The organism is Streptomyces sp. NBC_00252, assembly GCF_036187565.1.
Taxonomy (GTDB): Bacteria; Actinomycetota; Actinomycetes; order Streptomycetales; family Streptomycetaceae; genus Streptomyces.
Genome location: NZ_CP108087.1, coordinates 10,081,704 through 10,105,227 on the forward strand (window position 1 = coordinate 10,081,704; position 23,524 = coordinate 10,105,227).

18 protein-coding genes and 2 pseudogenes are annotated in these 23,524 nt (G+C 74.0%); 9 read left to right on the plus strand and 11 right to left on the minus strand.

The genetic code is table 11. The features are described from left to right. Positions 1–4: 4 nt before the first annotated feature. The 3 genes from metK (at position 5) to OHT77_RS44705 (ending at position 1,832) form a co-directional block, all read left to right on the plus strand. Positions 5–1,228, plus strand: coding sequence for a methionine adenosyltransferase (gene metK, locus OHT77_RS44695; RefSeq protein ID WP_328825807.1), 1,224 nt, complete (start codon positions 5–7; stop codon positions 1,226–1,228). 57 nt (positions 1,229–1,285) lie between these two features. Further along, positions 1,286–1,450 carry a surface protein gene (locus tag OHT77_RS44700; RefSeq protein ID WP_328825805.1) on the plus strand — a complete coding sequence of 55 codons (165 nt, stop codon included), beginning with the start codon at positions 1,286–1,288 and terminating at the stop codon, positions 1,448–1,450. 103 nt (positions 1,451–1,553) lie between these two features. After that, the gene (locus OHT77_RS44705; protein ID WP_328825804.1) at positions 1,554–1,832 is read left to right on the plus strand and encodes a DUF6059 family protein; all 279 of its coding nucleotides are present in this window, start codon (positions 1,554–1,556) and stop codon (positions 1,830–1,832) included. 144 nt (positions 1,833–1,976) lie between these two features. On the opposite strand, the gene OHT77_RS44710 is transcribed toward OHT77_RS44705, so the two are convergent. From OHT77_RS44710 to OHT77_RS44750, 9 genes are all read right to left on the minus strand, one after another. Then, entirely contained in the window at positions 1,977–2,990 is a 1,014-nt protein-coding gene (locus OHT77_RS44710) for a 3-oxoacyl-ACP synthase III family protein (protein ID WP_328825803.1), read from the minus strand. Between the two features lie 138 nt (positions 2,991–3,128). After that, positions 3,129–4,298 carry a hydroxymethylglutaryl-CoA synthase gene (locus OHT77_RS44715; RefSeq protein ID WP_328825802.1) on the minus strand — a complete coding sequence of 390 codons (1,170 nt, stop codon included), beginning with the start codon at positions 4,296–4,298 and terminating at the stop codon, positions 3,129–3,131. A gap of 2 nt (positions 4,299–4,300) precedes the next feature. Beyond that, positions 4,301–5,362, minus strand: coding sequence for a hydroxymethylglutaryl-CoA reductase (locus OHT77_RS44720; RefSeq protein ID WP_328825801.1), 1,062 nt, complete (start codon positions 5,360–5,362; stop codon positions 4,301–4,303). Continuing rightward, the gene (gene fni / locus OHT77_RS44725) at positions 5,359–6,456 is read right to left on the minus strand and encodes a type 2 isopentenyl-diphosphate Delta-isomerase (protein ID WP_328825799.1); all 1,098 of its coding nucleotides are present in this window, start codon (positions 6,454–6,456) and stop codon (positions 5,359–5,361) included. Before fni ends, OHT77_RS44720 begins: the two co-directional genes overlap by 4 nt. Beyond that, positions 6,453–7,646 (minus strand): phosphomevalonate kinase, encoded by a 1,194-nt coding sequence (locus OHT77_RS44730; protein ID WP_328825797.1) that lies wholly within the window; start codon positions 7,644–7,646, stop codon positions 6,453–6,455. Before OHT77_RS44730 ends, fni begins: the two co-directional genes overlap by 4 nt. Beyond that, positions 7,643–8,773, minus strand: a complete 1,131-nt coding sequence (mvaD, locus tag OHT77_RS44735) for a diphosphomevalonate decarboxylase (protein WP_328825796.1) — start codon at positions 8,771–8,773, stop codon at positions 7,643–7,645. Before mvaD ends, OHT77_RS44730 begins: the two co-directional genes overlap by 4 nt. Continuing rightward, positions 8,763–9,770 carry a mevalonate kinase gene (gene mvk / locus OHT77_RS44740; protein ID WP_328825795.1) on the minus strand — a complete coding sequence of 336 codons (1,008 nt, stop codon included), beginning with the start codon at positions 9,768–9,770 and terminating at the stop codon, positions 8,763–8,765. Before mvk ends, mvaD begins: the two co-directional genes overlap by 11 nt. An 804-nt stretch (positions 9,771–10,574) precedes the next feature. Then, a complete protein-coding gene (locus OHT77_RS44745; RefSeq protein ID WP_327740976.1) occupies positions 10,575–10,760 on the minus strand; it encodes a hypothetical protein in 186 nt (61 codons plus the stop codon). Then, positions 10,757–11,329, minus strand: a complete 573-nt coding sequence (locus tag OHT77_RS44750; protein WP_328825794.1) for a hypothetical protein — start codon at positions 11,327–11,329, stop codon at positions 10,757–10,759. The genes OHT77_RS44745 and OHT77_RS44750 overlap by 4 nt, the downstream gene beginning before the upstream one ends. 591 nt (positions 11,330–11,920) lie before the next feature. Between OHT77_RS44750 and OHT77_RS44755 the strand changes: the two genes are divergently transcribed. The 5 genes and pseudogenes from OHT77_RS44755 to OHT77_RS44775 all read left to right on the plus strand — a co-directional run bounded on the left by OHT77_RS44755 (position 11,921) and on the right by OHT77_RS44775 (position 20,174). Then, positions 11,921–14,059, plus strand: coding sequence for an FAD/NAD(P)-binding protein (locus OHT77_RS44755; RefSeq protein WP_328825793.1), 2,139 nt, complete (start codon positions 11,921–11,923; stop codon positions 14,057–14,059). Continuing rightward, positions 14,056–15,618, plus strand: coding sequence for a 3-carboxy-cis,cis-muconate cycloisomerase (gene pcaB, locus OHT77_RS44760; protein ID WP_328825792.1), 1,563 nt, complete (start codon positions 14,056–14,058; stop codon positions 15,616–15,618). Before OHT77_RS44755 ends, pcaB begins: the two co-directional genes overlap by 4 nt. A 401-nt stretch (positions 15,619–16,019) precedes the next feature. Then, positions 16,020–16,253 (plus strand): annotated as a pseudogene (locus tag OHT77_RS44765) (NAD(P)-binding protein); the annotation flags it as partial. A gap of 1,524 nt (positions 16,254–17,777) precedes the next feature. Then, positions 17,778–19,400: pseudogene (gene qcrB / locus OHT77_RS44770) on the plus strand (cytochrome bc1 complex cytochrome b subunit); the annotation flags it as partial. 414 nt (positions 19,401–19,814) lie between these two features. Further along, positions 19,815–20,174, plus strand: coding sequence for a DUF3099 domain-containing protein (locus OHT77_RS44775; protein ID WP_328825789.1), 360 nt, complete (start codon positions 19,815–19,817; stop codon positions 20,172–20,174). A gap of 187 nt (positions 20,175–20,361) precedes the next feature. On the opposite strand, the gene OHT77_RS44780 is transcribed toward OHT77_RS44775, so the two are convergent. After that, positions 20,362–20,820: a hypothetical protein gene (locus tag OHT77_RS44780; protein ID WP_328825788.1), complete on the minus strand. Its 459-nt coding sequence runs from the start codon at positions 20,818–20,820 to the stop codon at positions 20,362–20,364. Between the two features lie 59 nt (positions 20,821–20,879). Then, a complete protein-coding gene (locus OHT77_RS44785) occupies positions 20,880–22,184 on the minus strand; it encodes a multidrug effflux MFS transporter (RefSeq protein WP_328825787.1) in 1,305 nt (434 codons plus the stop codon). 527 nt (positions 22,185–22,711) lie between these two features. Here OHT77_RS44785 and OHT77_RS44790 point away from each other — a divergent pair. Beyond that, complete coding sequence (locus OHT77_RS44790; RefSeq protein ID WP_328825785.1) at positions 22,712–23,503, plus strand: helix-turn-helix transcriptional regulator; 792 nt, start codon at positions 22,712–22,714, stop codon at positions 23,501–23,503. Positions 23,504–23,524: the final 21 nt, after the last annotated feature.

The window sequence follows — 23,524 nt, forward strand, 5'->3', positions numbered from 1 at the left end:
AGTCATGTCCCGTCGCCTGTTCACCTCGGAGTCCGTGACCGAAGGGCACCCCGACAAGATCGCCGACCGGATCAGCGACACCGTCCTGGACGCCCTGCTGCGCCAGGACCCGGGTTCCCGGGTCGCCGTCGAGACGCTGATCACCACCGGCCAGGTCCACATCGCCGGCGAGGTCACCACCCGCGCCTACGCCCCCATCGCCCAGCTGGTGCGCGAGGCCGTCCTGGAGATCGGCTACGACTCCTCCAAGAAGGGCTTCGACGGCGCCTCCTGCGGTGTGTCGGTGTCGATCGGCGCGCAGTCCCCGGACATCGCGCAGGGTGTCGACACGGCGTACGAGAAACGGGTCGAGGGCTCTGCCGCAGGCGACGAGGAGGACGAGCTCGACAAGCAGGGTGCGGGCGACCAGGGCCTGATGTTCGGCTACGCGACGGACGAGACGCCGACGCTGATGCCGCTGCCGATCTTCCTCGCGCACCGCCTGTCGAAGCGCCTCTCCGAGGTCCGCAAGAACGGCACCATCCCCTACCTGCGCCCGGACGGCAAGACCCAGGTCACCATCGAGTACGACGGCGACAAGGCCGTCCGCCTGGACACGGTCGTGGTGTCCTCGCAGCACGCCTCCGACATCGACCTGGAGTCGCTGCTCGCCCCCGACATCCGCGAGTTCGTCGTCGAGGCCGAGCTGAAGGCGCTGGTGGAAGAGGGCATCAAGCTCGACACCGACGGCTACCGCCTCCTGGTCAACCCGACCGGCCGCTTCGAGATCGGCGGCCCGATGGGCGACGCCGGCCTGACCGGCCGCAAGATCATCATCGACACGTACGGCGGGATGGCCCGTCACGGCGGCGGCGCGTTCTCGGGCAAGGACCCCTCCAAGGTGGACCGTTCGGCGGCGTACGCGATGCGCTGGGTCGCCAAGAACGTCGTCGCCGCAGGGCTCGCCTCGCGCTGCGAGGTGCAGGTGGCGTACGCGATCGGCAAGGCCGAGCCGGTGGGCCTGTTCGTCGAGACGTTCAACACCCACACCGTGGGCACGGAGCGGATCGAGAAGGCCATCGACGAGGTCTTCGACCTGCGCCCGGCCGCCATCATCCGCGACCTGGACCTGCTGCGGCCGATCTACGCCCAGACCGCCGCCTACGGCCACTTCGGCCGTGAGATCCCCGACTTCACGTGGGAGCGCACCGACCGCGCCCGGCAGCTGAGGGCGGCCGCCGGCCTCTGAGGCCCCGGGCGCGGAGCACCACCCGTCACCGATCAGCACCGAGTCGAGGAGGACCAGGTGTACGACATCACCGAGGTGGACACCCGCCCGTCCCCGGGCACGACGCAGCCCCCGCTGCCCCTGCCCCTGCCGCTGTCTCTGCCGTCCGCGCCGCCGCTGCTGCTGGCGGGGATCGACGAGGAGGAGTGGGGGGAGCCGCACGTGGTGCGCGGTATCGACTGACGGCCGCCGCCGCAACCGCGCCCGTGCCGTTCTCAAGTCATCCGCGAGCCGCTCTTGGCAGCCTGTGAAGGCACAGACGGACCACGAGGCGGAGGGGGCGGGTATGGGACGGGTACCGCGGGGCGGCCGGCGGGCGCTGGCGGACTATGTCGTACGGCGGCTGTGGCTGTCCCTGGTGGCCTTCGGCGCCTCCTACGAGCCGCTCGCGCAGCAGGCCGCCCAGCCGGGGCACAGGCCGGTGCAGCGTCCCGGCGGTCCGCCGCCGGCGCATCCCGAGCGGCTGCGGGAGGACGTCGCGCTGTCCGAGCAGGAGGTACGGATCCTGCGGGAGCTGTGGCCGGCCGGCTATGCCGGGCACCGGGCTCCCGGCCGCCGCACCTGACCCGTTGCGCGGACCCCGCAACGTGGCCGGCTGCGCCCGGACGGCGGCCTGTTGAGGCCGTAAACAGAAAAAGGAGGGGGGCGGCCACAGGCCGCCCCCCTCCTTTTCTTGTTCTTCTGTGCGGTTGTCGTCGCGGGGGTCTGCTCACCACTCGACGAGGGCGAAGCTGGCGGCCATGCCGCCGCCGAAGCCGGCGAGCAGGACGAGTTCGCCGGGGTTGATCTCGCCGGCGCGGACGGCGGCGTCCAGGGTGATGGGGATGGAGGCGGCGCCGGTGTTGCCGTAGTGGGTCACGGTGCGGTGCATGCGGGCGTGGGGGAGGGCGAGGTGGGTGAAGACGTCGTCGAGCATGACGCCGTTGGCCTGGTGGGGGATGACGTGGTGGATGTCGGCGGGCTCGACGCCGGCCTCGTGGAGGAACGCCTTGGTCAGCTGGGGGAGTTCCTCGACGACGAAGCGGCGCACGGCGCGGCCCTCCATCGCGAAGTAGTGCAGTCCGGCGTCCAGGGCGGCCGCGTCGAGGGGGCGGCGGCTGCCGCCGGCGGGGACCTGGATGAGGCCGGTGAGTTCGCCGAAGGTGTGCAGGGCGACGTGGCGGACGGTGTGGCCGTGTTCGGAGGGGCCCAGCACCATCGCGCCGGCGCCGTCGCCGAACAGGACGACGGTCCTGCGGTCGGCGGGGTCCAGGATGCGGGAGTAGACGTCGGCGCCGATGACCAGGGCGTGGCCGCCGCGGCGCAGGATGACGCTGCCGACGGCGGAGAGCGCGAAGACGGTGCCCGAGCAGACGGCGTTGACGTCGAAGGCGGCGGTGCCCGAGGCGCCGAGGTTGTGCTGGACGTAGGCGGCGGTCGGCGGCTGGGGGTGGTCGGGGGTGGAGGTGGCGACCGCGATCACGGACAGCTGCTCGGCGGTGATGCCGGCGGCCTGCATGGCGGCCCGGGCGGCGGCGGTGGCCAGGTCGGAGGTGGCCTGGCCGGGGGCGGCCCAGCGGCGTTCACGGATCGCGGTCTTGCGGGTGATCCAGGCGTCGTCGACCCCGGCGGGCGCGCCGGCCTCGTCGTTGGAGACGATCCGCTCGGGCACGTAGGCGCCGGTGCCGAGAATCCTGACGTCCCTGATCGGGCTGCCCGTACCGAGGATCGTCGCGTCGTCCATGCGGCTGCCCTCCCTTCGCATGGTGCGTGGATGAATGAATGAAATGAGTGAAGTGGGTGAAGTGGTGCGCCGGCGGGGTGCCCCGGGCCGCGCCCCCTGTGCAGGGGGCGCGGCCCGGACGGTCGCCGGGGGGCGGGTTCAGCGGGTGGCGTAGAGGCGCTTGTGGCCGCTGATGCCGGCCAGCCGGTAGGGGCCGGTGGTCTGGGCGGGGGTGGCGTGGTCGCCGCCGTCGGCCGGGAGGCGGTGTTCGTGCAGGGCGCGGTAGGCGTCGTAGTCGACCTCGGTGCGCCGGTTGATCGCCTCGTGGTGGGCGCCGGTGCGCAGGTGGTCGCGGTAGCCGGCGACGACGGTGCCGGCGAAGAACTCGGCGACCGAGCCGGAGCCGTAGCTGAGGAAGCCGACGCTCTTGCCGGTGAGGTCGTCGGCCTGGTCCAGGAGGGCGGCCAGGGCGAGGTAGACGGAGGCGGTGTAGCTGTTGCCGATGACCCGGTTGTAGGCGGTGGTCTCGCCCAGGGCGGCGGTGACGGTGTCGGGGTCGGTGTCGCGGCCGCAGTAGTTGAGCAGGTGGCGGTGGGCCTTGTAGGCCATCTTGGTGAAGGGCTGGTGGTAGCAGAACGCGGCGAACTCCTCCAGGGTGCGCCCGCCCTGCTCGGTGTAGTCCTTCCAGGTGCCCTCGACGGCCTGCAGGTAGGCGCCGACCGATTCCTGGCCGTCGACCAGGGCGGTGTCGCGGTAGTTGGGCCGCCAGAAGTCCATGACGTCGGCGGTGTACAGCCCGGAGGGGTCCTCGATGCGCACCAGCGCGGGGTCGACGCCGACGAGCATGGCGACGGCGGCGGCGCCCTGGGTGGCCTCGCCGGGGCTGTCGAGGTCGTAGCGGGAGACGTCGCTGGCGATGACCAGGACCTGCTGGGCGGGGTCGCGGCGGACCAGGCCGATGGCGAACTGCAGGGCGGCGGTGGCGCCGTAGCAGGCCTGTTTGAGTTCGACGACGCGGGTGGCGGAGGGCAGGCCGATGAGGGAGTGGACGTAGATGCCGGCCGCCTTGGCCTGGTCGATGGAGGACTCGGTGGCCAGGACCAGGGTGCGGATGCGGTCGGTGCCGTGGCGGGCTATGAGGGGGGCGGCGGCGGTGGCGGCGAGGGTGACGATGTCCTCGTCGGCGGCGGTCACGCTCATCGACTCCTGGCCGATGCCGACGTGGTACTTGCCGATGTCGGTGCCGTTGTGGGCGGCGAGCGCGGTGTGCGGGAGCACGAACTCGCCGGTGGCGATGGACAGGTCGTGGATTCCGATGGACAGGGACATGGTCAGGCACCAACCTTTGCGGTCTTGGGGTCGCGTTCCAGCTGGACGTGCGCGCGCATCAGTTCGCCGGGGTTGGTCTGCGCGGCGAGCAGGGACAGCTCCCCGCACAGCACGCTCGCGGCGGCGATGACGGCCAGGCGGCGGGCGTTGTCGCCGGCCGGGCGGTCGGCGCGGCAGCCCAGGCGGGTCAGGTTCGTCTCCACGAAGCCCAGGCCCTTGCCGTTGCCGACGGTGCCGACGATCAGGTTGGGCAGGGTGCAGGCGAAGTAGAGGTCGCCGTCGCGGTCCTCGGCCATCGTCACGCCCTGCGAGCCCTCGACGATGTTCGCGGCGTCCTGGCCGGTGGCGAGGTAGAAGCCCAGCAGCATGTTGGCGTAGTGGGCGTTGGCGGAGCGCACCCCGCCGGCCAGCAGGGTGCCCAGCAGGTTCTTGCGCAGGTTCAGCTGGGCGATCTTCGCGGCGGTGGTGTGCAGGACACCGTGCACCACGTCGCGGGGGACGAGGAGTTCGGTGACGACGTTCTTGCCGCGCCCCAGGATGCCGTTGACGGCGCTGGCCTTCTTGTCGGTGCAGTAGTTCCCGGAGATCGAGCCGTAGGAGATGTCCGGGACGGTGGCCAGCAGGTGGGCCAGGAGGGCGTCGGAGGCGAGGGTGGCCATGTTGTGGCCCGACGCGTCGCCGGTGGAGAACTCGAACCGCAAAAACAGCAGGTTGGCGTTGATCTCGTGGCGCACCCCGATCAGACGGGCGTAGCGGCTGCAGCCGCGCACCACCTCCCGCAGCTCCTCGATCCTTGCCTCGACGGTGCGGGCGGCGGTGAGGGCGGCCTGCGCGTCGGTGGCCTCGACCAGGACGGAACGGGTCATCCGCTCGTCCACGAGGGTGGCGACGATGCCCTCCTGGGCGAGCATGGACACCTTCGCGCCGCGGCCCACCGAGGGCCACAGCGGCGACTCGTAGGTGGCCAGCGGGATGTGGGTCTCGGTGCGGGCCACGTTCCCGGAGATACGCACGGGTCCCACCCAGCGCATCGGGATTCCGGCGATGGCGTGCTGCTCGGTCATCGGGTGCTTCCTGTCGTCGGGGCGCTCGGCGCGCCGGAGCCGGAGCTGGAGCGGCGGGCCAGGGTGGCGGTATCGATGCCGCGGTCCGCGCAGAAGTCGCGCAGGGAGCCGTGCAGGAGCAGGTCGCAGGCGGCCAGGTCGGCCGGCGTGGGCGCGCCGAGCATGGTCTGCAGCGCGGCCAGCTGGTCCAGCCAGCGGGTGAGCTGTGCGGTCAGGGCGGGGACGCCGCCGTCCAGGAGGGTGCGCAGGAAGATCCCGGACGCGCCGACCGCGACCGCGCCCAGCGCCAGGGCGCGGGCGGCGTCCAGGGGGCCGCGCACCCCGCCGGAGGCCAGCAGCGGCAGCGCGGTGCCGGAGGCGTCCAGCAGACAGGCGGGCGCGGACTGCCCCCAGCCGTGCAGGAAGGCGTACTCGCCCTCCTGGCGGCGGCCGTTCTCGATGCGGGCGAAGTCGGTGCCGCCGCGGCCGCTGACGTCGGCCGCGGCCACCCCCAGCGTGCCCAGCAGCTGGACGGTCTGCCGGCTCAGGCCGTTGCCGACCTCCTTGACGATCACCGGGATGTCGACCGCCGCGGCGATCTTCTCGATCTGGCCCGGCCAGGCGCCGAAGGAGCGGTCGCCCTCCGGCATCGCGGTCTCCTGCGCGGTGTTGACGTGGATCTGCAGCGCGTCGGCCCGCAGCAGCTCGACCGCACGCCACACGTTGTCCACCGACGCCGTCGCGTTCACGTTGGCCAGCACGAACCCGTCCGGGTTCTCCTCGCGCAGCACACTGAACGTGCCCGCGCAGGCGGGGTCCTTGAAGTAGGCGTTCATCGACCCCGACGCGATCGGCACCCCCGTCTCGCGGGCGGCGATCGCCAGGTCGCGGTTGATGGCGCCGGTGCGCGCACTGCCGCCGGTCATCGCGTTGACGTACAGCGGCACCGGCCAGGACAGGCCCGCGAACGAGGTGCCCAGGGACACCTCCTCGCGGTCCAGGCCGGCCAGGGCGTGGTGGACGAACGACACCTCGTCGAAGGGGTGGGGTCCGCGGGGGGTGTCCTGCTGCTCGATGGCGAGCCGGACGTGGTCGTCCTTGCGTTGAGCACTCATGATTGCGAGGTCCTTTCGGGCCGTTGCGCGGCGGGGCGCACGGGCAGGGGATGCACCCCGGCCGCCGTCCAGTGCCGCCGTACCTGACAGATGTGCCGGGAGGCGGCCGCGTCCAGCAGGGCGATGCCGCAGTCGCCGCCGCCCGCCCCCGAGGGTTTGGCGGCGGCGCCGACGGCCTCGGCCGCCTCGCACAGCCGCCTCAGCCGGGGCGTGAAGATGCCCAGCCCGACCGCCTCGTCCAGCCGCGCCAACTCCGCCGCTGCGATGCGGATCTGGGCCAGCAGCCCGGCGTCCTCGCCGCGCTCCAGCGCGCCGGCCGCCGCCTCCACCAGCCGGTTGCTGGCCTGGGTGAACCGCCGGCGTGCGGCGGTGTCCGGGCGGCCGCCGCGCCGCTGGAGGCCGGCGACCTGGGAGGCGGTGGAGACGGGCTCCCCGGTCCAGCCGACCTCCAGCCGCAGCCCGGCCGGCGGCGGCAGCCGCCGCACCTCGTGTCCGGGCCAGGGCGCGGCCAGCGTCCGGGCGATGCCCACCCGCCGGGCCAGGTCGAGGACGAAGGCCCGATCCGGCGCCCGGTAGAGGATCCAGCCGCCCCAGGCACTGGCGGCCAGATCACCCCCCGAGCCCTTCGGGTCGATCCGCGCGGACGCCAGCATCGCCAGCCGGTAGCGCTCACCGGCCGACAGCTCCACCCCGCAGAACGCGGCCACGGCGTCCACCGCGGCCACGGTCACCGCACCGGAGGACCCCAGCCCGTACTTCCGGCCCCCCTCGTGCAGCCGGCTGCTCACCGCGATCCCCAACTCCGGTACCGGCAGGCCCCGTTCGGCCAGCAGCGCCCCCACCGTCTCCACGGCCCCCACCACATGCGCGAGCCCGGCCCGCGCCTGCGCGCCGTCACCGGGCCCGTGCAGGACCAGACGGCCTTCGTGCCAGCGCCAGGCGGTGGGGCGGGGGGTGAGGTCGCTGGAGATGGTGACGCCGGGGGCGGGGGAGCGGGATGTGGCGAGCGGGTCGAGCCCGCCGGGTGTGCCGGGTGTGCCGGTGACCGTGACGGTGATGTAGCGGTCGACGGCGACCAGGATCGCCGGGTTGCCCGCGTCCACCACCGCGTACTCGCCCGCGACGAACAGCTTGCCCGGTGCCCGGCGCACCACCGTGCGGGCGGCGGCCACCTCGGCCGGGGCGGTCATCGTGCGGCCCCGTCCGTCTCGTCCAGCAGCCGGGCACCGGGCCCGGGGCCCGCCACCAGCACCCGTGCCGAGGGCACGGTCTCGGCGAGAGTGGCGGCCACCCGGCGCGCGTCCGCGCGCCGGCACAGCACCTTGACGTTCGGTCCGGCGTCCATCGTCGCGTGGGCCGCGATCCCCTCCCGCCGCAGCTGCAGGACCCGGTCCAGGACGGTGACCGTGGCCGGCGAGAGGTAGCGCACCGCGGGCCGCGCGGCGAGCATCGTGGCGTGCATCCCCAGCGCGTTGCGCTCGGCGATCTCGCCCACCGCCTCCAGGTCCCCGCGCCCCAGCGCCGCCCGCATGTCCGCGAGGTCGGCACGGCTGGAGTCGGCCCAGGGCCGGTACAGCGGCGAGGTGTCCACGGTGCGGCGCATCGCCTCCCGGCTGGAGACCGTCTTGGGGCCCGCGTCCAGGACCGCGACGACCAGCGCCGGGTCCAGGCCGGCCGCGGGCACCGGCTCGGCGTAGGAACCCGCGTCCGCCGCCGCGCCGGTGGCGCCGGCCGGTCCGGCGTGCCAGACGGCGAAGCCGCCGAACACCGACCGCGAGGCCGAGCCCGAACCGCGCCGGGCCAGCCGGGACAGCCCGGTGGCGTTCAGCTCCAGCCCGTAGGCGGCCGCGGCGGCGACGGCCAGCGCGGCGAACCCGCTGGCCGAGGACGCGAGCCCCGCCCCGGTGGGCACGGTGTTACGGCTGTCCACCACCGCCCGCCGCGTGGAACCGGCCCGCTCCCGCACCAACTGAAGGAACGCGGTGACCCGCCGCGCGGCCTCGCCCCTGGCGGGCTGCCCGTCGAGCGTCACCTCGTCATGGCCGGCCGCGGCGTCCAGCCGGACCCGGGTGGTGGTTGGGAAGACGTCCAGCGTCATCGACAGACTGTCCGTCCAGGGCAGGATCAGCCCCTCGTCGCGCTTGCCCCAGTACTTGACCAGCGCGATGTTGGGATGCGCGACGGCGGTGACACCGGCGGAGGCGTCCGCCCCCGCAGGCCGCGGCACGGTCTGCGTCAGGCCCGGCACGCTCTGGGTGGGGCCCGGCAGGGTCTGGGTGGGGCCGGGTGCGGTGGTCGGTGTGGGTTCACGGCGCATGGTTGTCGAGCCCCTTCAGCGGTATGAGCCACGTCTGTACGGCGCCTGCCTCGTGCAGGCGCCGGGTGACCTCGCGGGCCCGCTCCGGCGGGGCCAGCGCGATCATGCAGCCGCCCAGACCACCGCCGGTGATCTTGGCGCCGAGGCTGCCCGCCGCCAGCGCGGCCTCCACCAGCCGCTCGATGGCGCCGGTGCTCAGGCGGGCCGCCCGCAGCAGCGCGTGATAGTCCGTCATCCGCCGGCCCAGGTCCCCGGCCCGGCCCTCGGCGAGCGCGAGCAGGGCCTCCTCGGTCAGCTGCGTGGCCCGCCCCACGAACCGTGTGCGCGCCCCGGGCCGGCGGTCGAAGCCCTCCCGCAGCAGCTCGACCGCCTCCCGCGTGCTGCCCGGCCGGCCGCTGTCCGCGACGATGAACAGCCCGTCGCAGCCCACCCGCACCTCCCGGGTACGGCCCGCCCGGAACAGCAGCGGGCGCAGCGCGCCGACGGTCATGGCATCGACGCCGCTGGCCCTGCCGTGCGCCATGTTCTCGGCCGTCTGCACCAGTTCGAACGCGGTGGTCTCGTCCAGCTCCCGGCCGAAGAGGTCGGCCAGCGCGAACGCGATCGCCCGCGAACTGGCCGCGCTGGAGCCCAGCCCCCGCCCGTGCGGGATCGCACCGTCGAGGATCACGTCCAGATGCGGCCGCCCGCTCACGCCCATCCGCGCCTTGAACTCCGCGGTCAGCCGGCGCAGCCCGTCGGAGGCCTGCGTCACCATCGCCCGCGAGGGGGAACCGGTCATCGTGTAGGAGAGGTCGCCCTGCCCGTCGCCGGGCTGGGCGGACCATCCGGCGCTGGCCGTGACGGTGAGCTGCGGGATCGGCAGGGCGAGCGCCGGGGCGCCGTAGACGACCGCGTGCTCGCCCAGCAGGATCGCCTTGGCGTGGGCGCGGCCGATGCCGACCGAGCGGGTCCGGCGGCTGTCCGGCACCCCCTCCGCCGAGGTCGGTAGAGTCAACGCACTCAGCTCCCTATGTCTGTCGTGCACGGAGATGTCAGAGATCCCGGAAATGCCGGGGGTGTCGCAGACGCCGGTGGCGCGGGGGCCGCACGGCGGCCGTGGGGGCCAGGGGCCCGCGAAGAAGACACGGCGCCAACCGCCGTACACCGCAGGGGACTTCATCCGCGGCGCGGACGCGCCGGACGCAGCCCGAACGGTGAAGCGGTGCACCGATGAACCGGCGGACCGACGCAACCGACGGAACCGGCGGAACCGGGAAAGAAAAAGTGCCGCGCACCCCATGAGAGGGGCGACCGCGGCACGCGCTCCCTGCCGCAGCACGGCCTCGCGGCGGCTTTTGGGCAGGGGAGATGTAGGGAGATAGTGACACGGGGTCAGGCCCCCCGCCAACACCGCGCGGAAGTGACGTGGGTCACTCGCCCGGAGGTGCGGAAACCCGCCCGCGCAACCGGCGCAGCCGCGGCTGCCAGGGCAGTCGCGGCGGGCATGGTCGGGCTCTTCGGGCCTGTGGGGCAAGGGAGTTGAGAAACCGTCAGGAACATTTGTTGAAGCGGGAGTTGGTGAACCCGGGTGTCCGGGGCCGGAGTTGGTGAACTCGGTCGTCGGGAGTCGGAGTTGATGAACCTCGTTGTCGGGAGCCGGAGTTGGGGGGCGGCGGGAGCCGGGGGAGTGGAGAGTCCCCGGGGGGTGTGCGGGCGCGGGGCTCCGCGTCGCAGACGTACCGCCGGCCCTACGGCCCCCCGGGCCGCCGCCCGCTTCGGGGAGCAACCGGCGCCCGCCCGCCCGGAGTTGAGGACGAAGTCAGGGCCGCCGGTGCAGGGCGATCTCGGTGAGTTCCTCGATGTCGAACTCGGAGCGGCGGTGCGGGGCGCCGTAGCGGGTGATCTTCCCGCGGCTGACCCACTTGCGGATCGTCGCCTCGGAGACCCCCACGGCGAGGGCGGCCACCTTGGTGGGGACGAGCCGGTGGCTGGGTGGCTTGATCATGCGCTGACGCCCTTCCGCTGCCGTTCCATGAGGGTGCGCAGCCCCAGCCACTCGCCCACGTCCCACGCGTGCCCCGAGGAGCACCGGATGCTGCCCCCCGAACCCGAACCCGAACCCGAACCCGAACCCGAACCCGAACCGGTGCTGCCGCTTCCGGTGCCGCGCTGCGGGAGCGCGCTGATCGTCCCCGGACAGCCGTCCACGACGCAGCTGCGGATGAGGGCGTGCAGGGGGTGCGGGTCGGGGTCGATGGTCTGGCGGAGTTCGCCGACGAGGCGTTCGATCTCGTCGGCGAAGTCGTCCGCCGGGGGCTGGCCGGCGAGCCACTCCAGATGCCGGACCAGGAACCGTGCCAGCGAGGGGACGCTGCGCGCCGGGGCGGGGGTCCCGCGCTTCTCCGCGACCAGTGACGACCAGGACTCGAGAATGGTCAGGATGTTGTGCCGGGCGTCGAGCACGGCGATGTCGAGGTGGTCCCTCTTGCGGCTGCCGGAGACCTTGGTGGGATTCGTGCGCCGGCCGGTGGGGGAGGCCTGGTGCAGGCATTCCTGGTGCAGTGCGGGAAGCACCCGCAGATGCTGCGCCGCCCTTCGCACGCACGGGGCGCAGAGGACGGACCCGGCGGCGGCGACGCTTTCCTGGGGGTGACTCCTGGGGCATGACTGGGAATTCATCGAAACTCCTTCACGAGGCGTCTGGGGCCCCGCAACCGCTGTCCACAACTGTGCTGTCGGATATCCCGTGCATCCATCCCGCGAATCCGTGACTCCGTAACTCCGTGAATCTGTGACTCCGTGACTCCGTGAATCCGTTTACGTGTGTGCCGTTACGCGTGTGCCTTTTGCGGATGTGTCTTTTGCGCGTGTGTCTTTTGTGCGGGTGGCCGTATGTGCCGTGCCGGTCACGGTGGTTGACCCGGCGGGGTTTTCGTCCGCGGGGGTCCTTCCATTACCCGCCCGGTGACTCGAGTCCCGATACAGCCCCGTTCGGGAACAGGCCGGTGAAATGGCGTGCCGGATTTCTCGAGGTCTTTTCCACCCGGAGCCGAGCCCTGGTCGAGCGTCTGCACCGACGGTGGCGGCAGGAAGGGAGGAACTGTGGACGGTACGCACGCAGGCGAACGCGCAGTAGACGCCGGACTCCTCGCAGGGCCGCTCGTCATGACGGCCGATCGGTTTCCCCCGGGCGGAGTCTTTCCCCCCGGGGACCCGGATCCCCGCGCCGCCGCGCCGCCGCCCGGCGACGCGACCGCGGCCCATCTGGAGGTGTGCCTGGTCGGTGCCGGCCCCCGGGGCCTTTCCGTGCTGGAACGGCTGTGTGCGCAGGAACGGAAGTCGCCCCGCTGGGACACCGTCACCGTGCACGTCGTCGATCCCGGCCCGCCGGGCTCCGGGCGGGTGTGGCGCCCCACCCAGTCGCGGCAGCTGCTGATGAACACCGTCGCCTCGCAGGTGACGGTCTACACCGATGCGAGTGTCCGCATCGACGGCCCGCTGGAGGAGGGCCCGAGCCTGTACGAGTGGGCGCGCGCCCTGGAGTCGGGCACCCTGGAGGGCGCCCCCGATGCCGGTGCCGGCCTCGGCGCGGAGGTTCTTGCCGAGGCGCGCGTCCTGGGCCCCGACACGTATCCCACCCGCGCCCTCTACGGCTCCTATCTCACCTGGGCGTTCGGGCGGGTCGTCGCCAACGCCGCCGCCCATGTCCGGGTGCGCACCCACGCGCTGCGCGCCGTCGCCCTCACGGATGCCGACGGTGTCCGGGCGGGCCGCCAGAGCGTGGTGCTGGAGGACGGCACCCGGCTGGAGGGCCTGTCGGCGGTGGTCCTGGCGCAGGGGCACGTCCCGGTACGGCCCTCCCGCACCGAGCGGCGGCTGGCGGCCTTCGCGGCCCGGCACGGTCTGACCTATGTGGCGCCCGCCAACCCGGCCGACGTGGACCTCTCCGCCGTACGGCCGGGCGAGAGCGTGCTGCTGCGCGGGCTGGGCCTGAACTTCTTCGACCACATGGCGCTGTTCACCCGCGGGCGCGGCGGCGTCTTCACCCGTACCGGGGGGCGTCTGGTCTACCGGCCCTCGGGCCGTGAGCCGCGCCTGTACGCCGGGTCGCGGCGCGGGGTGCCCTACCAGGCGCGCGGCGAGAACGAGAAGGGCGCCCACGGCCGCCACCGGCCGCGGCTGCTGACGGCGGAGTACGTCGCGGCGCTGCGGGCCGCCGACCGGCGCAGCACGGCCGTCGACTTCGCCGCCGATCTGTGGCCGCTGATCTCCAAGGAGGTGTGCGCCGTCTACTACGCGGCGCTGCTGGCCCGGCGCGGTGAACCGGCCGCCGTGGCCGAGGAGTTCACCGAGCGCTATCTGCACGCCGAGCCCGGCCCGGCCGAGGACCTTCTGCTGGAGGAGGCCGGGATCACCGCCGCGCAGCACTGGGACTGGGAGCGCATCGCCCGCCCCTACGGCGCCCGTGCCTTCCCCGACCTGGCCGCCTTCCGGACCTGGCTGCGCGGGCATCTCGACGAGGACCTCCGCCTGGCCCGGCAGGGCAATGTCAGCGGCCCGGTCAAGGCGGCCCTGGACGTGCTGCGCGACCTTCGCAACGAGGTCCGCCTCGCCGTCGACCACGCCGGCCTGAGCGCCGCCTCCCACCGCGACGACCTGGAGCGCTGGTACACCCCGCTCAACGCCTACCTCTCCATCGGCCCGCCGGCCTCCCGCATCGAGGAGATGGCCGCGCTCATCGACGCCGGCATCCTGGAGGTGACCGGCCCCGGGCTGCGGGTGGGCGCGCAGGAGCACGACGCGTCCGGCCCCTGCTTCGTGGCCACCTCCGAGACGATCCCGGGGGTACGCATCCGGGCCACCGTCCTGATCGAGGCCCGCCTGCCCGGCACCGACCTGCGGCGCACCGCCGACCCGCTGATGAGCCAGCTGCTGCGCACCGGCCAGTGCCGCCCCTACCGCATCCCCGCCCTCCACGACGAGGACGACGGCGGCGGGTACGAGACCGGGGGACTGGCGGTGACCGGGCGCCCCTACCGTCTGATCGACGCGCACGGGGTGCCCCATCCGCGGCGTTTCGCCTACGGGGTGCCCACCGAGTCCGTGCACTGGGTGACGGCCGCGGGCATCCGGCCCGGTGTCGGCTCGGTCACCCTGGAGGACTCCGACGCCATCGCCGCCGCGGTCCTGGCCGTGCCCCAGGCCCACGAGGCACCCGCCGCCGCCCGCCGTCCGGTGCGGCACGCGGCAACTCCCGTGTCCCCGGGCCCGGTTGCGGCCCCGAGTGTGAAGGCGGGCGCATGACCTCCCCCGACCCGACCCCGCCGACCCCGCCGTCCCCGCTGTCTCCGCCGCCGGTGGAGCTGTCGGCGCATCTGGACGCGGGGCTGCTGTCCCCGGTGCGGGCGGGCACCCCCGTCGAGGCGGCCGTCGGCGATGTCGCGTGGTTGCAGGCGATGCTGGACGCGGAGGCGGCGCTGGCCCGGGCACAGGCCCGCCTGGGCACGGTGCCGGCCTCGGCGGCGGCGGCCGTCACCGCCGCGGCCCGCGCGGAGTTCTTCGACGTACGCGAACTGGCCCTGGCCGCGCGGGAGACCGCGAACCCGGTGGTGGGCCTGGTCGCGGCGCTGACCGCGCGGGTCGCCCAGGACTGCCCGGGCGCCGCCGAGTACGTGCACCGCGGCTCCACCAGCCAGGACGTCCTGGACACCGGCGCGATGCTGGTGGCCGCCCGCGCGCTGCGCCTGATCGTGGCGGACCTGCGCTCGGTCGCCGACGCGCTCGCGGTGCTGGCGGCCGGGCACCGGGACACGGTGATGGCCGGCCGCACCCTGGCCCTGCACGCCGTGCCCACCACCTTCGGCCTCAAGGCGGCCGGCTGGCGCCAGCTGGTCCTGGACGCCGCCGACCGCCTCGAGCGGCTGGCCTCGGGCGGCCTGCCGGTGGCGCTCGGCGGCGCGGCCGGCACCCTGGCCGGCTACCTGCAGTACGCCGGCCCCGGCACCGACCCGGCCGCCCTGTGCGAGGAGCTGACGGAGGCGTTCGCACGGGAGACGGGACTTGCGGCGCCGGTGCTGCCCTGGCACGCGCTGCGCACCCCGGTCGCCGACCTGGCGGCCGGCCTGGCGCATGCGGCCGGGGCACTGGGGAAGATCGCCGCGGACGTGCTGGTGCTGGCCCGCACCGAGATCGGGGAGGTGGCCGAGCCGGCCGTCGCGGGGCGGGGGGCGTCCTCGGCGATGCCCCACAAACGCAATCCCGTGCTGGCCACCCTGATCCGCTCGGCCGCGCTGCAGGTGCCCGCGCAGGCGGGTGTGCTGACGCAGTGTCTGGTGGCCGAGGACGAACGCTCGGCCGGGGTGTGGCACGCGGAATGGCAGCCGCTGCGCGAGTGCCTGCGGCTGACCGGCGGCGCCGCGCACACGGCCGTCGAACTCGCCCGCGGTCTGACCGTCCGCCCCGACCGGATGCGCGCCAACCTGGAGGCCACCGGCGGACAGCTCGTCTCCGAACGCCTCTCCGCCGTCCTGACCCCCCGCCTGGGCCGCACCGCGGCCAGGGAACTCCTCACCCGGGCCTCCCTCCTGGCCACCCGCACGGGCCTTCCCCTCTCCGACACCCTGGCCGGCCTGCCCGAACTGGCCGGCATCCTCACCAAGGAGGAAGCAGCCGCCCTCCTGACCCCGTCCGCCTACACGGGCGCGGCCCCCGCCCTGGTGGACCGGGCCCTCGCCGCGACACCCCCCACGGCCCCCGGCCCCGGCCCTGACCCCGGCGCCGGCCACGGACCCGACACGGGCCCAGGCCCCGGCCCCGGCGGCCGGCGGTCCCGGCCCGTGCCCGGGCCATGGCGCCGGTCCTGACCCCGGCGGTGGCGGTGGCGGCGGGGTCCGGGCCCGGTGTCTGACGACACCTCACCCGTCGCCGTACCGCGGCCCGTGGCCCCCGGCCCCGGGGTCACGCGGGCCAACTCCCGGTACGCGTCGGGCCGGTGCTCAAGCGCACCCCCCCGGGGTCCGTCCCCCGGCCCCCGCTCCACCGCCCCTCAGAACAAGATCGGCGCCCCCCGCCGGAACACCCCCGCCCCTCCCGGAAAACACCCCCTCACCCCGCCCCCGCCCAGCTCACGCCCCTGCGCCTCGAGTCCCGCCGGAGTCTTCCTCGAGTCTGGGCGGAGGCCCGGTGGAGGGGGACTCGAAGGGCGCTGGAGGGGTGGTCCTCGACGGGTGGAAGGGGCCGTGCGGGGTCGTCCGGGCGCCGCATGATGAAGGCACAACGAGCAGGGAGGGCAGCCGAGTTGAGTGCATACGCGGGGGCCGGCGCGGGTGGTGGCCACGGGCGTGCCGTGGTCGTCGGCGCCGGGCTCGCCGGGCTCACGGCGGCACGGGCCCTGGCCAACTTCATGGACCACGTCACGGTGATCGAGCGCGACTGGGTGCCCTCCGGGCCGGGACGGCGTCCGGGGGTGCCCCAGGCCCGGCACACCCACACGCTGGCGCCGGCCGCGCATCAGGGGCTGGAGCGGCTCTTCCCCGGGATCGGCCAGGACCTGGCCGGCGCCGGGGCGGTCCGGCTCACCGTGCCCCGGGACCTGCTGGTGCTGGGCCCGGCCGGCTGGCTGCCCCGTTTCGACGCCGGCCTGTCCCTGCTTTCCGCGGGCCGCGACCTGATCGACGCGGCGGTCCGCACCCGGCTGCGCACCGACCCGAAAGTGACCTTCCTGCCCGGGCACGAGGCCGTCGGCCTGCGCGGGGGCCGCCACGACACCGTCACCGGTGTGTGGGTGCGCGCCCGCGAGCGCGCCGCCGCGGACGGCCGGGGTGTGCCACGGCTGTTGCCGGCGGAGTTCGTGGTCGATGCTTCCGGGCGCGGCTCCCACGCCCCGCGCTGGCTGGCCGAACTCGGCTACCCCGCACCCCCGCAGACCCTCGCCGCCGCCCCGGCCGCCTTCGCCACCGCCGCCTTCGCCCCGCCGGTGGGCCATGTCGCCGACTGGAAGAGCCTCCTGGTGACGGCAGCGCCCGGCCTGCCCCGCCAGGGCGTCCTGCACCCGGTCGAGGGCGGCCGCTGGTCGGTGACCCTCACCCTCCCCGGCACCGCCCGCCCCCCGGCCGGGCATCCCGCCCTGCTGCACGCCGCCCGCACCCTGCGCCACCCCCTGCTCCACGACCTGCTGACCGCCGCCAGCCCGCTGGGCCCGGTCTACGGCTGCACCCGCACCGGCGCCCGCTGGCACCGCTACGAGAAACTCCGCCGCTGGCCCGACCAGTTCCTCGTCGTCGGCGACGCGCTCGCGGACCTGGACGCGGCCCACGGCCACGGCATGGCCCTGGCGGTGCAGTGCGCGCTGGCCCTGGACCAGGTCCTCACCGGCCACGGCACCGCCGTCGGCATCAGCCACCGGCTGCGCCACGCCCTGGCCCGCCAGGTGGCCCCCGCCTGGCGCCAGGCCCACCCCGCCCCCCGCCCGGCCAGCGGCCTGCGCGCCCGTTACGCGGCCCGGATCGCGGCGGCCGCGACCAGCGACCCGCACGCGGCCGCCCTGCTGCTGCACCCCCTGCACCCCGCCCCGCCGCCGCGGCGCTGGCGGCGCTGCGCCCGCGCGTCCTGCGGGCCGCCCTGCGACCTCTGCCCGGTCCGGCGCCCTTCGCGCCGCCCAGCACCACCCACGGCCCGGACACCCCCCGCCGCCGCACCCCCGCAGCCCCCGCAGCGGCCCCGGTGCGCATCGCCGGTGCCGTGCCCGCGCGGCCCGCAGACCTGCCGCCGCCCACACCGGCGCCGGCCCCCGCCGGTGAACGGAGGCGGCCGTGAACACCCCGCCCCCCACCCGGCCCCACGAGGTGTCCCGCATGACGAGAGTGGAGAAAGTGAACCGACCAGCCGCCCCGGAAGCCACCCCCGGCACACCTCCGGGCGCCCCCCGACCCGCACCCGGCGCAGTCCCGTCGCACACGGTGGTCCGGCCCTCGCCGCGGCAGACCGCCCCCACCGTCCGGCGGCGAGGGGAAGGGGCCCGGGCATGACCGACACCGACACACCCGCACGCGCCGGCCGCACCACCGCGCCGCGCGGCGAACGCATCGCCGACTGGACCGATGGCCGGCTGGGGATCTACAACTTCCGCTTCCTGGTGCGCAAGGTGTTCCCCGAGCACTGGTCGTTCATGTTCGGCGAGATCGCCCTCTACAGCTTCGTCGTGCTGCTGGTGACCGGGATCTGGCTCACCCTCTTCTTCGACCCGAGCATGTCCGAGACCGTCTACCACGGCTCCTACGGGCCGCTGCACGGCGTGCGGATGTCCCAGGCCTACGCCTCCACCGTCCACATCAGCTTCGAGGTCCGCGGCGGGCTGTTCATCCGCCAGCTGCACCACTGGTCGGCGCTGACGATGATCGGCGCTCTGTGCCTGCACACCCTGCGCCACTTCCTGACCGGCTCGTTCCGCAAGCCGCGCGAGGTCAACTGGCTGTTCGGGTTCACGCTGCTGGTGCTGGTCACCCTGGAGGGCTTCGTGGGCTACTCGCTGCCCGACGACCTGCTCTCCGGCACCGGCCTGCGCATCGCCGAGGGCGTCACCCTGGCCATCCCGCTGGTGGGCACGTACCTGTCGATGTTCCTGTTCGGCGGCGAGTTCCCCGGCCACAACGTGATCGGCCGGTTCTACGGCTTCCACATCCTGCTGATCCCGGGCATCGTCGTGGCGCTGCTGACCGTCCACCTGATCCTGGTCTTCTACCACAAGCACACCCAGTTCAGGGGTCCCGCCCGCACCGAGAAGAACGTGGTGGGCCAGCCCCTGTTCCCGCACTACACGGCCAAGGCCGGCGGCTTCTTCTTCATCATCGCCGGGTTCCTGTCCCTGCTGGCGGGCATCGCGCAGATCAACCCCGTGTGGACCTACGGCCCCTACCGGCCCGACCAGATCTCCCAGGGCTCCCAGCCCGACTGGTACATGGGCTTCCTGGAAGGCGCCCTGCGGGCCATGCCCGCCTGGGAGTTCAGCCTCGCCGGCTACACCGTCAACCTCGGCATCCTGATCCCCGCGGTGATCGTGCCCACCCTGATGATGGCCGTGATCGCGCTGTGGCCGTTCCTGGAGGCGTGGGTGACCGGCGACCGCCGTGAGCACCATCTCCTGGACCGGCCGCGCGACCACCCCACCCGCACCGCGTTCGGCATCGGCTTCGTCGCCCTGTACCTGGTGCTGTTCTTCGGCGGCGCCAACGACGTGCTGGCCCAGGAGTTCCACCTCTCCCTCAACCAGATCACCTGGTCGGTACGGATCGGCGTGTTCGTCGTCCCGGCGCTGACCTACGTCGTCACCCGGCGGATCTGCCTGGGCCTGCAGCGCCGTGAACGCGACACCTTGCTGCACGGCCGGGAGACCGGCCGGATCAGGAGACTGCCGCACGGCGAGTTCGTCGAGGTCCACCAGCGCGTGGACCGCCAGCGGGAGTACGCGCTGCTGGCCCGCAAGACCTACGCCCCGCTGCCCGCCCCCGCCGCCGAGCACAACGGCGTGCCCAACCCCGACCGGCGCCGGCAGGCCCTGCGCCACCGCCTCAGCCGCTGGCTCTACGGCAACCAGATCCCCAAGCCCACCCCGGCCGAGATGCGCGAGGCCCTGGCCCACTTCGCCCACGCCGAACCCGCCGCACTCGAGGGGCCCTCCGCCAACGGGCACGCGGCCTCCAACGGCCACGCCGCCTCCAACGGGCACGGCCCCTCCGAACCGGTGTCCGCGGACTCCGGCGCGGGCCGCCACTCCGCAGGCCGGGAGGCGGACCGGGAAACGCACTGACCCCGGGGGCGGGGCCGGTGCGGGCGGCGCGGGTGACCGGGGGACGGCCACCCGCGCCGCCGCCGTTCCCCGGTCACACCGCCTGACGGACCGTCACCATCCGTCGCATGCGGCCCGGTTGACGTGCCACCGACCCAACTCACCGTCAGGCCACGCCCCTTCAGGCCAGTCCCTTCGGACCAGGTCCTTTCAGGCTGCGTCCCTCCGGGCCGCGCCGTTGCCGCCACAGCCCAATTCCTCGTCCTCGGAGGCCCGATGAGCAGAGTTCGCTGGCGCCGGGACGTGGTCCCGGCCGAGTCCATCACCCGGGCGCGGGCCGGGCTGACGCGTGATGTGCGCGGGCGGCAGCGCCGTTACCTCATGGCGATGGTGGTGCGCACCGTGTGCGTGGTGCTGATGGCCGCGACCTGGAACCGCTGGCCCGTCCTCGCCGGCTGCGCGCTGGCCGGGGCGGTGGTCATCCCGTATGTCGCGGTGGTCCTCGCGCAGGCCCACTGGCGCCAGCAGCGCGGCCCACGCCACCCGGTGGTCCGCGCGGTACGGGAGGAGCCCGCCGTCCGGGTCGTCCTGGAACCCACCCTGATCCTGCCCCCGGAGCCCGACACGGCCGCCTGAACCGGCCCCCACCCAGGACACACCGAGCAGCTTCCGCAGCCCGTCGAGACGGTCCGCGGGAGCTGCTCTGTATGTGCGGGGGAGAGGCAGGGAGAGGAGGGGGGGTCCCGGTCGCGACGAAACCCCGCGCGAGGACGGTCTCGCGCGGGGTTTCGTCGTGGCGCCGCTCCGGTGGTCAACGGCGGTCTCAGCTGCTCGGACGCCACCGAAGCCAGTAGTCGGGCCCCTCGACCCGGTAGCGGACGTCGACACCGGCAATGAACCGCAGCTCGCACACGAGCCGACGGGCGCCGTCCGGCGCCAAGCGGTGCGGCGCCAACAGCAGCTCCAACTCGTCATAGCGGGCGTCGATCCCGCCGTGGCCCGGATGGCTCTCGTGTCCGACCTCGCCCGCCTGACTGCGCTCGTACCACCTGGCGTAGATCGCCCACTGCTCGCGCTCCAGCTCCGCCACCGTCTCGCTCGCGGGCCAGACCTGGTACTCACTGACTTCATGGGTGGGGTCGTAGCGCTCTATCTCGAAGTGGTGAGGCTTCCCGTCGATGTCGGCAAGGCCGGTCACCGGTTCGCCGTTCCAGTCCGACTCGACGTACACCCGCTCGAAGCCGTCCGCGGTCAACTGCTCCTCGCTCCAGGACTCAGTCACGCGGGCAGGCTACCGGCGAGCAGCCTCCGTATCCATGATCACGGTCCACGGCCTGAGCACTAGTGCCGGATCTCCTCGGCGGGCAGGCTGCGCCAGGGGCGGCACATGAGCAGGAGGGAGGTGACGGCGGCGAGGGCGCTGCCGGTCTGGACGGCGGCCATGGGGACGGCCGTTCCCTTGCCGGCGATGCCGACCAGGAGGGTGGCGACGGCGCCCATGGCGAAGCAGGAGGTGCCCACCAGGGCGGAGGCGGAGCCCGCGGCGTGCGGGGTGCGCATCAGGGCGAGCGCGTTGGTGTTGGGCAGCACCAGGCCCAGCGCGGAGATCATGACGAACAGGCAGCAGGCCACCGGGACGGTGCCGGCGTCCCCGAAGACGCCCTGCGCGACCAGCAGCAGCACGGTCCCGGCCACCGCGATGACACTCAGCCCGGCGCCGAGCGCCCGGTCCAGGCGCACCCGGCCGACCAGGAGTTTCCCGTTGACGCGGCCGACGATCATCATGCCGAGCGAGTTGAGGCCGTAGAGCAGGGAGAAGGTCTGCGGGGAGGCGCCGTAGATGCCCTGGATGACGAAGGGGGAGGCGGCGATGTAGGAGAACAGGGCGCCGTAGGCGAAGCCGTTGACCATCACGTAGCCGGCGAAGACCCGGTCGGCGAGCAGGCCGCGCATGATGAACAGGGCGCCCAGCACACCCCCGCCGCGCCGCCGCTCGGGAGGCAGCGTCTCGGGCAGCCGGCGCCACACCAGCGCGGTCAGCGCGACGCCGATCACGGCCAGCACGAGGAAGACGCCCCGCCAGGCGGTGAAGCGCAGCACCTGCCCGCCCAGGATCGGTGCGACGACCGGGGCGAGGCTGGAGACCAGCAGCAGGGTGGAGAAGAACCGGGCCATCTCCAGGCCGTCGTAGAGGTCGCGCACGACGGCGCGGGCGATGACGATGCCCGCCGCCCCGGCCAGGCCCTGCAGCAGCCGGCAGCCGATCAGCAGCCCGGCGTCGGGCGCGACCGCGCAGCACACGGAGGCCAGGACGTAGACGAGCAGGCCGATCAGCAGCGGTTTGCGCCGGCCCCAGCGGTCGCTCATCGGGCCGACGACGAGCTGGCCCAGCGCCATGCCGGTCAGGCAGGCGGTCAGGGTGAGCTGGCCGCTGGTGGCGGAGGAGTGCAGGGTGCGGGTGACGTCGGGCAGTGCGGGCAGGTACATGTCCATCGACAGCGGCGGCACCGCGGACAGCGCGCCGAGCATGAAGGTGATCAGCGCTCCGGTCCGGCGCAGCCCCTTCAGCCGGCCGGCGTCGCCGGCCCGCGCCGGTGGTGCGGTCGACCGTTTGGTCCTGACGGTGGCTTCCTCGGCGCGAGACATTCGCCCTCCGTGTCCGGTCGTGTGGGTCTGGGCCGATGGTGGCAGCAGGCCGCTACAGAACCGGTCGGGTGCCGGTGGCGTGATCCGTACGCCAACTCCGCGGCCCCCGAACGCAGTTGACGTGACCTACGTCACTTCGGGGGAGTCTTGGCGGGCGGGTGGCGACCGTGTCACTATTTCGGCACACCTCCCCTGCCCGAAAATGGTTCAGGCGGCGGGGAGTTGGCAGGGAGTCGGGGACCGAGCGTCCCGACTCCCTTTTTTCATGCGCCCGTTGCGCCCCCCGTCCATCGCGCCACCCGTCACTCGCGCTGCCCGCCGGCCGTGCCGTGCGCCGGTCGCGTCAAGCGCCGGCCGGCTCATGCGCCGGCCGCGTCAAGCGTCCGTCGCGCGGCGGCGGCCCCGACCCAGCGCCCCGATGCCCGGTGACCCGGTGACCCGGTGACCGTGTGGCTGTGCGGTTCGTCCGGGCGGGGCCGGTGCCGGTCAACTCCCCGCCGGCCGGCGGTTCTTCGTCAGGAGCCCTCATGGAGCACCTCGTGCGGCATGCCGTCACCACGATCCGCGAACGCTTCTGGGAGCCCCTGAGCCTGGAGGAGCTGGCGCGTGGCGCGATGGTCAGCAAGTACCACTTCCTGCGGGTGTTCACCCGGGTCACCGGTGTCACCCCGGGACGGTTCCTGTGCGCGGTACGGCTGCAGGAGGCCAAAGTCCTGCTGCTGAGCACCCAGTTGACCGTCGCGGACATCGGGGCGCGCGTCGGCTACAGCAGCACCGGCAGTTTCACCCGCCGCTTCACCGAGCTGGTGGGCCTGTCGCCCACCGGCTACCGCGCGCTCTCCCTCACCCCGGCCGGCCCCCGACAGGCCCCGCCCGCACCCGAGTCGACCCCGGCCGCACCCGCGCCGGTGACGACGCCGGAGGCGGCCCGGCCCACCGGCACCGGCACGGTCACGGGCCTGCTGCGCACCACCGGCGGGAGCACGCGGGCGGTGCGGGTGGGTGTCTTCGCCAGCCCCCTGCTGCAGGGCGCCCCCGTCCGGCTCGCCCACGCGTCCGCGCCCGGCCCCTTCACGCTGGAGCACATCCCCGCAGGCGTCTGGTACGTCCACGCGGTGACCCGCCCCCGCCCAACCGATGTCGCGGAAACCGGAACTGACGGCATGTCACCGGCGCGGCTGACGGCGGCGATCGGCCCGGTACGGGTCAAGGACGACACCGCGCGCCGCCTGGAGATCACCCTGAGCGCGCCCGACTGGAGCAGGCCGCCGGTCCTCTCCGCCCTGATGGACCTCGCCCCGCACCCCGCGGCGGCGTAACCCCCCGGCCCCCGGCCCCAC